4 protein-coding genes and 1 pseudogene are annotated in these 8,047 nt (G+C 64.8%); 3 read left to right on the forward strand and 2 right to left on the reverse strand.

What is annotated here, in order from left to right; genetic code table 11:
- Both AYR66_RS29365 and AYR66_RS05790 read left to right on the forward strand, forming a co-directional pair.
- The coding region (locus AYR66_RS29365; RefSeq protein WP_206047073.1) for a Y-family DNA polymerase at window positions 1-1,236 on the forward strand (1,236 nt) is incomplete at its 5' end.
- Between the two features lie 7 nt (window positions 1,237-1,243).
- Window positions 1,244-4,378 carry an error-prone DNA polymerase gene (locus AYR66_RS05790; protein WP_088709625.1) on the forward strand — a complete coding sequence of 1,045 codons (3,135 nt, stop codon included), beginning with the start codon at window positions 1,244-1,246 and terminating at the stop codon, window positions 4,376-4,378.
- 7 nt (window positions 4,379-4,385) lie between these two features.
- On the opposite strand, the gene AYR66_RS05795 is transcribed toward AYR66_RS05790, so the two are convergent.
- Both AYR66_RS05795 and AYR66_RS05800 read right to left on the reverse strand, forming a co-directional pair.
- Window positions 4,386-6,662 carry a DUF1631 family protein gene (locus AYR66_RS05795; RefSeq protein WP_088706735.1) on the reverse strand — a complete coding sequence of 759 codons (2,277 nt, stop codon included), beginning with the start codon at window positions 6,660-6,662 and terminating at the stop codon, window positions 4,386-4,388.
- 146 nt (window positions 6,663-6,808) lie between these two features.
- Window positions 6,809-7,525, reverse strand: coding sequence for a pseudouridine synthase (locus AYR66_RS05800; protein WP_088706736.1), 717 nt, complete (start codon window positions 7,523-7,525; stop codon window positions 6,809-6,811).
- A 101-nt stretch (window positions 7,526-7,626) separates the two neighbouring features.
- Here AYR66_RS05800 and AYR66_RS05805 point away from each other — a divergent pair.
- Window positions 7,627-8,047, forward strand: a pseudogene (locus AYR66_RS05805) (exopolyphosphatase); the annotation flags it as partial.

Consider the following 8,047-nt stretch of genomic DNA (forward strand, 5'->3'; position numbering starts at 1 on the left):
CTGGACAGCATCGCGCTCGCGCTGCTCCAGTACACGCCGGAAGTAGCGCTGGCCGAGGAAGCCAGCTTGCTGCTCGACGTCACCGCCAGCCTGCGCGTCTTCAAGGGACGCCGCGCGCTCTGCCGCCTGGTGCAGTCCAGTATCGATACGCTCGGTTTCACGCCGCAGCTCGGCATGGCGCCGACCGCCCAGGGCGCATGGCTGCTCGCGCGCTATCGCACCGAGCGCCGGAATGCGCTGCGCCGCACGGTGCGCATGGAGACCATGGTGCGCCGCCTCGATGCCCTGCGCTGCACACTGCTGCCCGGGCTGCGGCCCTGGCAGGAATGGCTGGAAGGCATCGGCTGCCGCACCTTTGCCGACCTGCGAAGGCTGCCGCGCGCAGGCCTGCAGCGCCGTTGCGGCAAGGAAGTGCTCGATGGACTGGACCGCGCCTATGGCCACACGCCGGAACTGTTCGAATGGGTGCAGGCGCCCAAAACCTTCTCCGCGCAGCTGGAACTGCCCGACCGCATCGAGCATGCGGAAGCCATGCTGTTTGCCGCGCGCCGGCTGCTGCTGCAGATGACCGGCTGGCTGGTCGCGCAGCAGCTCGCGGTGTCCCGCTTCGTCCTGCTGCTGCAGCATGAACGCGGCCGCAGCGCGATCCCGCCCACGTCCGTCGAGATCGCGCTGGCCGATGCGGCATGGCATGAAGAACATCTCACCCTGCTGCTCAGGGAAAGGCTGGCGCGCCTCGAACTGGCCGCGCCCGTCATCGGCCTGCGGCTGCAGGCCGACCACGTCAGCCCGATGGAAGCGCCCAGCGGATCGCTGTTTCCCGATCCCGGAAGTTCGCCCGCCGACTATCACCGCCTGCTGGAACTGCTGACCGCACGGCTGGGCGACCGCAGCGTACTCGCACCGTCGCCGCGCGCGGACCACCGGCCGGAAGTGTGCAATGCCTGGGTACCCGCGACCACCGTCACCCGTCCCGCGCCCCCGCCACCGCATCTCGAGCGTCCCTTCTGGATGCTGGAAACGCCGATTGCCCTGATGGTGCGCGACCACCGGCCGTTCTATGAGTCGCCCCTGCGGCTGGTCAAGGGACCGGAGCGGATCGAGTGCGGCTGGTGGGACGGGCAACTGGTGGTGCGCGACTATTTCGTGGCGCAGGGAGACCGGGGCTGCTACTGGATCTACCGCGAACGGATGGGGGAAGAAGTGTGCTGGTTCCTGCAAGGCCTGTTTGGATAAGCACATCATGTCCACGGCCGTCCTTCCCGATTATGCTGAACTGCAATGCGTCAGCAACTTCACCTTCCTGCGCGGCGCCTCGCACGCGGAGGAACTGGCCGCGCGCGCAGCCAGCCTCGGCTATGCGGCGCTGGCGATCACGGATGAATGCTCGCTCGCGGGCGTGGTGCGCGCGCATGTGGAAGCCAAGCGGCTCAACCTGCACCTGCTGGTCGGCAGCCAGTTCCGGCTCGCGCATGGAGATGCCGCCTTCACGCTGATCCTGCTTGCTCAGAATCGTGAAGGCTACGGCAACCTGTCGGAACTGATCACCCTGGCCCGCATGCGGGCAGGCAAAGGCGCCTACCACCTGACACCGGAAGACCTGGCCTGCCCCGAACCCGCCGCCGCCCACCTGCGCGGCGTGTCGCACTGCCTGGCACTCCTCGCGCCGGAACACGGCACCGGGATCGACACGTTGCGAACACAGGCGCAGTGGTTGCGGGACACTTTCCCCGGCCGTGCCTGGTTGGCCATGACGCTGTTGCACCGCACGGGAGACGATCAGCACCGCGCCGCCGTCGAACAGGCCGCGCAGGAATACGCGCTGCCCATCGCCGCTACCGGCGATGTGTGCATGCATGTCCGCTCCCGCAAGCCGCTGCAGGACGTCCTCACTGCCATTCGCATCGGCAGGCCGGTATCGGAATGCGGTTACGACCTCGCGCCCAATGCCGAGCAGCACCTGCGCTCGCGGCTGCGTCTGGGAAACATCTACTCCCCGGCCGCGCTGGCGGAGACGGTGCGGATCGCACAGCAATGCACCTTCTCTCTGGACGAACTGCGCTACGAATATCCGGACGAACTGGTACCCGCCGGCCAGACGCCGTCCGGTTACCTGTGCCAGGAAACCTGGACCGGCGCGCACCGCCGCTATCCGCAGGGCATTCCCGCCATCGTGCAGGAACAGATCGAACACGAACTCGCGCTGATCACAGAGCTGTCCTACGAGCCCTACTTCCTCACGGTGTACGACATCGTCAGCTTCGCGCGCAGCCGGGAGATCCTCTGCCAGGGCCGCGGTTCTGCGGCCAACTCCACCGTCTGCTATTGCCTCGGCATCACCGAGGTCGATCCATCGCGCAGCCACACCCTGTTCGAGCGCTTCATCTCGAAGGAACGCAACGAGCCGCCCGACATCGATGTCGATTTCGAGCACCAGCGGCGCGAGGAAGTCATCCAGTACATCTATGCAAAATACGGCCGCCTGCGCGCCGCGCTGACCGCGGTCGTCATCAGCTACAAGCCGCGCAGCGTGCTGCGCGACGTCGGCAAGGCGCTCGGCGTGGACCTGCCCATCGTCGACAGGATCGCCAAGTCGCACCGCTGGTGGGACGGCAAGACCGGCCTGGCGGAACGCTTCGCGGAATGCGGCATGGATCCCGCGTCGCCGATCGCCAGTCTATGGGCGGACATCGCCGAAAAGCTGATGCGCTTTCCGCGCCACCTGTCCCAGCATCCCGGCGGCTTCGTGATCGCGCGCGGCAAGCTGTCGCGGCTGGTGCCCATCGAGAATGCCGCCATGCCCGACCGCAGCGTGGTGCAATGGGACAAGGACGACCTCGATGCGCTGGGCCTGCTGAAAGTCGACATCCTCGCGCTCGGCATGCTCTCCATGATCCGCCGCGCGCTCGACCTCATCGGCGACTGGCACGGCGAGCCGTTCCGCATGCAGGACATCCCGCCGGAAGACCCGGAGACCTACGCGATGATCCAGGAAGCCGACACCGTCGGCGTGTTCCAGATCGAAAGCCGCGCGCAGATGACCATGCTGCCGCGGCTCAAGCCGAAGGAGTTCTACGACCTCGTGGTGCAGGTGGCGATCGTGCGCCCGGGACCGATCCAGGGCGGCATGGTGCATCCCTACCTGCGGCGGCGGCAGGGACTGGAACCGGTGACGTATCCGAAGGACGACATCAAGCCGGCGCTGGAGCGCACTTTCGGCATCCCGATTTTCCAGGAACAGGTGATGCAGATCGCAATGCTGGCGGCCGGCTTCACCGCCAGCGAAGCGGACCAGTTGCGGCGCTCGATGGCAGCATGGCGGCGCAAGGGCGACCTTGGACGGTTCAAGGAAAAACTCACGGCGGGCATGATCGAAAGGGAGTACAAACCCGAGTTCATCTCGGCCATCATCAAGCAGATCGAGGGGTTTGCCGAATACGGTTTCCCTGAAAGCCATGCCGCGAGTTTCGCGCTGCTGGCCTATGTCAGCTCCTGGCTCAAGCGTCATGAACCGGCAGCCTTCCTTGCCGCCCTGCTCAACAGCCAGCCCATGGGTTTCTATGCGCCGTCGCAGCTGGTGCAGGATGCGCGGCGCCATGGGGTGGAAGTGCGGCCGGTGGATGTGCTGGAGAGCGACTGGGAGGTGAAGCTGGAGCCGGGGGATAAAGGCGTGCCCACCGTCCGCCTCGGCCTGAACATGGTGCGCGGCCTCTCCCTGGAAGCCGCCTGGCGCATCGAGGAAGCACGTGCCATCCGCCCGTTTTCCGGCATGAGCGACCTCGCGCTGCGCGCGCAGCTGGCACGCCAGGACCTGCATGCGCTGGCCCATGCGAATGCCCTCGAAAGCCTGGCCGGGAACCGGCGCCAGGCGCTATGGCATGCCGTCGCGGCCGAAGCCGGCAAGGACTTGCTGAAGACGGCCCCGGTGGAAGAAGAAACAGTACAGCTGCCTGCCCTCGGCGAAGGCGAAAGCATCGCCGCCGACTATCGCTCGCTCGGCCTGACACTGGGACGCCATCCCCTGGCCCTGTTGCGGCCGCTGCTTCTGAAAAGACGCTTCCTGCCGGCAGAAGTCCTCAACACCTTTGCCGACCGCCAGCCTGCACGTGCCTGCGGCCTCGTCACCGTGCGGCAGCGCCCCGCCACCGCCAGCGGCACCGTGTTCGTCACAATCGAGGATGAAACCGGGCCGGTGAATGTGATCGTCTGGCCGGCGCTGGTCGACAGCCAGCGCAAGGAATTGCTCGCCTCGCACCTGCTGGGCGTGTTCGGCATCTGGCAGTGCGAAGGCAAGGTGCGGAACCTGGTGGCGAAGCGGCTGGTAGACCTGACCCACCTGCTTGGCAGCCTCGAGACGAGGAGCCGGGATTTCGCGTAAGCGCCGGTCAGGCGTTGGCGATGGAGCCCGCGCCGAACAACAGGGATTCCACCGCGCGTTCGAACACTGGCGCATATTCCACCGGAATGATCGCTTCCGCGCGCAAGGCCTCAAGCAATGCCGCAGGCGAATACACCGCCAGTGCCGTCTTTCCTTCCTGCTTGAACAGGTAGAGCGAGCGATGCGTGCTGATCCAGACCAGCTGCCCGGCGATCTTGCCGCCGTCCGGCCCGCGGAAGGCCACACGCGTGCCGAGCAGGTAAGTCTGCGCCAGGAAATCGCGGTCCGCCGCCGTCGAGGACACGGTATTGACGCCGAGGTTGAGGTCGGCGTTGGCGCCGTGGCGGGTGAAGATTTCCAGGATGATGTCTTCGCGCGGAGCCGGCGGTTCCGGCAGCTCCCACGATGCGCGGTCCCAGCTGAATGCCACACGCGCGAATTCCTTGCGCAGGTCGTCCAGCGAAAGCTGTTCCGGCGCGCCGGGCTTGGGCTGGCCGCGCAGGACTTGCGTGTGCATGTCGACCAGCTGGTCGAGGATCTGCTTCGCGTCTTCCTCCGGCAGCTGAATGATGTCCAGCGCCTTGCGCAGCCGCTTGACGAGGTCCGGCAGCAGGCGGATGAGCGCGGTGCGCTGCTGCGGCGATTTTTCCTGCAGGCTCCACACCAGCTCGGGCAGCGCCGAATGAAATTGCCGGAACATGCCGGCCGCATCGTCCTGGCCGATATTGGCGAGTTTGTCCTGCCATGCCGCATGCACGAGTACATGCGGCCAGACGAGGATGATGACGTCGGAAATGCGCTTGTCGACATTCAGCGGCACCAACACATCGCACAGCGCCTTGGTCACATTGGTCAGCAGCACGCTGAAGCGTTCTGCATCCTCGACTGCATCGATGCCGCGCGCCGCGAGGTTATCCTCCTTGCGCAGGAAGCGGGTGAGAAAGGCCTCGAACTCGTTCGCACAGGTCGCAAACACGGCGGTATCGGTACCGAACTCGGCGAGCACCTTGTCGACCACGCGCTCGATCTCCGCAGTCAGCGTCCGGCCTGCCGGCGTCACAGGGTCAGCCGAAACAGCGGCAGTGCCGAGCCGGTTGAGCAGCAGACGCACGGGATGCGTCTCGTCATGCATCAGCTCCTGGTCGAGCAAGGCTGCCTTGAGGATCGGCACCTGCAGGCGGCCGATCTGGCGGCGCATCTCGGGCGTCACCTGATCGTCCGTGAGAATGAATTCGAACAGCATCGACACCACGTCGACCGTCATGCGCTCCGTCGGCGAAGCATTGTCGAGGCCCATCTGTTCGCGCAGCGCGGGCAAGGCATTCTTCCCCGGTTCGATCGCTGCGGCGACCGGCTCCTTGCGGGCGGCCTTGCTCTGGAAGTCGCTCAGTTTCGCCACCAGCGGATTGGGCGGGAAGTCGCGTACCTTCAACGGATCGCCGCCCAGTCCGAACCCAATCGACCTCGACGGCATGAACATCTGGCGGATGAAATCCTCGACCGATTCGCCCTGCGGGCCATTCGCTCCGCCAGCCTGCATCGATTCCAGCATGCGATGCAGCCCCGGCATGACGCGCGTGGCCATGGACGGATCCATCGGCGGCGCGCCAAAGTAGCGCTGGTTGTGGGCGGCACGCGAACGCTGCGCCTGGAAACGGCCGAATACGCCGGAGGTCTCGAAGACTTCGCGGATGGACTGGTAATAGCCGGGCAGGTGCTGCGCAAGCGCGTTGGACAACTGGTCGAACAGCACGCGGGCCTTGGTTTCGTCGTTGGCCGTATCCTTGATCGCTTCGTAGAGCGCGCGCGCCAGCAGATAGGGGCGGAAGGGATTCTCGCGCTCCTTGGCCTCGCGCTGTCCATGCAGCTGCGCGATGATGACATTCAGCCGGCCGATGTGCTCCTCGTTCGCATCGCGCATGCGCTCGGCCAGCTTGCCGACTTCGATCTGGTGCGTGACCGCGTCGTCGTCGATCAGGCTCAGTTCATTCGCCGTCTTGTTGCGCATGCCGGCGCGCAGGTCGACGTACATCGTCTGCATTGCGCGCTCGAGGCTGTTGCGGTAAAGCTCGTCCATGCGGCGCAGGAAGACGTTGCCGTCCTGGCGCAGGAAATGGCGTACCGAAGTGAGGGTGGAATGGTCGAGGCCGGACCTTGCTTCCGAGAGCTGTTCGACGATGTATTTGTCCGTATCCTGCATGGCGCGCTGCACAACGGAGAGAAGTCCGGTCAGCGCGCGTTCCTTCGCCGCGATTAAAAGACGCTTGTATTCGTTTTCTGCCATGCGGTCGACAAGAGGGGTGTTGCGATGGGCTATATATTATTCGCAAATCCCCCATGCCGCGCTTCCCCACGAAAGGAATCAAAGGCGATTCGTTGACTCATGTCATTGCACGCCAAAAAAGCCACATCCGGCGTCTTGCAATGCTGTCATTCAGGCATCAGTTGCGCGAGCTGTTCCGCATCGAGAAAGCACCACTCGCCCTCGTCCAGATTGAGCTGCGACAGCGTCAATCGTCCGATCGATGTCCGTTGCAACGCAGCACAATGATTGCCCGCCGCGGCCAGCATGCGCTTGACCTGGTGGTACTTGCCCTGCTCCAGCACGATCTCGATCTGCCGTTCGCCGACCTGCCTGCAGGTTTTCGCGGCGATTGGCGCCGGCTCGTCATGCAGCTGCACGCCATCGAGCAGGCGCGCGATGAGTTCGTCGGTAACCGGCTCGGCGGTGGTGGCCAGGTAGAGCTTCGGCACGTGGCGCTTGGGCGACGACTGCGCATGGATGAAGGCGCCGTCGTCGGAGAGCAGCAGCAAACCGGTCGTGTCATGGTCGAGTCGTCCGACCGGCTGCACATCGCGCCAGGTGAACTGCTCCGGCAGCAGCGTGAGCACGCCCGGATGATGGCTCGGCTTGCGCGAGCATTCGTAACCCGGCGGCTTGTTGAGCGCGAGGTAGACGTGTTCGCGGTATTCCCATTCTTCGTCGAAGATGCTGAACACCAGTCCCTGCGTCTCGACGCTCGTGCGGTAGTCGTCCATGGTGACGCCGCCGATCGACACCTCGCCGTCGGCAATCAGTTCACGGCAGTATTTCCTGCTGCCGAAGCCCTGCGATTGCAGGACGCGATCCAATGAGATTTTAGCCATGCGGCACTGTACCAGAACATGGCGCTTGTTCGGCGGCCCCGCCGGGCGTAATATTTCCCGACAGCATGTACAACAACGAGACAGCAATCAGGAGACATCTCATGGCTGAACAGGATCAGAAATACCGGCTGGTTACCCGCAGCGATTTCGACGGACTGGTCTGCGCGGTCCTGCTCAGGCACCTCGACATGATCGACGACATCAAGTTCGTCCATCCCAAGGACATGCAGGACGGGAAAATCGAGATCACCGACCGCGACATCACGACCAACCTGCCCTACGTACCCGGCGCCCACCTCGTCTTCGACCACCATTTTTCCGAAACGCTGCGCAATACCGCCGGCAACGCCAACCACATCATCAATGCGCGGGCGCCTTCCGCGGCGCGCGTCGTCTACGAATATTACGGCGGCGAAATCGCCTTCCCCTCCTCGTGGGACGACATGATGGCGGCGGTCGACAAGGGCGACTCCGCGCAGTTCAACCGCGACGAAATCCTGCGTCCGCAGAAATGGGATTTGC

Origin of the sequence: Noviherbaspirillum denitrificans (assembly GCF_002211445.1) — a bacterium.
Taxonomy (GTDB): domain Bacteria; phylum Pseudomonadota; class Gammaproteobacteria; order Burkholderiales; family Burkholderiaceae_D; genus Noviherbaspirillum; species Noviherbaspirillum denitrificans.

Coding starts and splice junctions, on each gene's coding strand:
- AYR66_RS05790 (WP_088709625.1), top strand. CDS start 1,244: ATGTCCACGGCCGTCCTTCCCGATTATGCTGAACTGCAATGCGTCAGC.
- AYR66_RS05795 (WP_088706735.1), bottom strand. CDS start 6,662: ATGGCAGAAAACGAATACAAGCGTCTTTTAATCGCGGCGAAGGAACGC.
- AYR66_RS05800 (WP_088706736.1), bottom strand. CDS start 7,525: ATGGCTAAAATCTCATTGGATCGCGTCCTGCAATCGCAGGGCTTCGGC.